Annotated in this window: 2 pseudogenes; both read left to right on the top strand. The window is 62.8% G+C overall.

Features of this window, described 5'->3' with window-relative positions:
- Positions 1-166: pseudogene (locus tag QJT78_RS51975) on the top strand (IS21 family transposase); the annotation flags it as partial.
- 4 nt (positions 167-170) lie between these two features.
- Positions 171-581, top strand: a pseudogene (istB, locus tag QJT78_RS51970) (IS21-like element IS1631 family helper ATPase IstB); the annotation flags it as partial.

Below are 581 nucleotides of genomic sequence, written 5' to 3'. Positions count from 1 at the left end.
CTTCAGCCGCGCTGTGCGGCGCGACGCCGACGACAATGGTCGGCAGGCCGAGGCTCACGACGATCACGCCACGGCAATCCGCGCTCGTGTCGCCTGCGCAACCCCGGCCAACTCCGGCGCCACGAGCGCTCCCGCTGCACCTTCTCACCTTAAACTGGAGACCTAGCCACATGATGACCATGCCGGAAATTGAGCGTTGCCTACGACAGCTGCGCCTGTCGGGTGTCCGCGACACGCTGCAGACGCGCGTGCTCCAGGCGCAGGGCGCCAACCAGCCCTTCCTCGAGACCTTCTCCCTTATCCTGCAGGATGAACTGGACCGTCGTCAGTCCCGTCTTATCGAGCGGCGATACCAGCAATCCGGGCTCGACGAAAAGCTGACGCTCGCCGAGTTCGACTGGTCCTTCAATCCCAAACTGCCACGTCAGACCTGCTTCCAGCTCCACACCCTGGCGTTCATTGCCGCTGGCGAGAACGCTCTGCTTGTTGGCAAACCTGGCACCGGGAAGTCGCACATCGCCAAGGCGATTGCCTATCAGGCGATCCTGCAAAGCCACAAGGTCCAGTATCTTGAGACCGAC

Origin of the sequence: Bradyrhizobium sp. Mp27 (assembly GCF_029953005.1) — a bacterium.
GTDB lineage: Bacteria > Pseudomonadota > Alphaproteobacteria > Rhizobiales > Xanthobacteraceae > Bradyrhizobium > Bradyrhizobium barranii.
The sequence above is the reverse complement of the archived record's forward strand: the minus strand, read 5'-3'. Positions and strand labels throughout refer to the sequence as shown.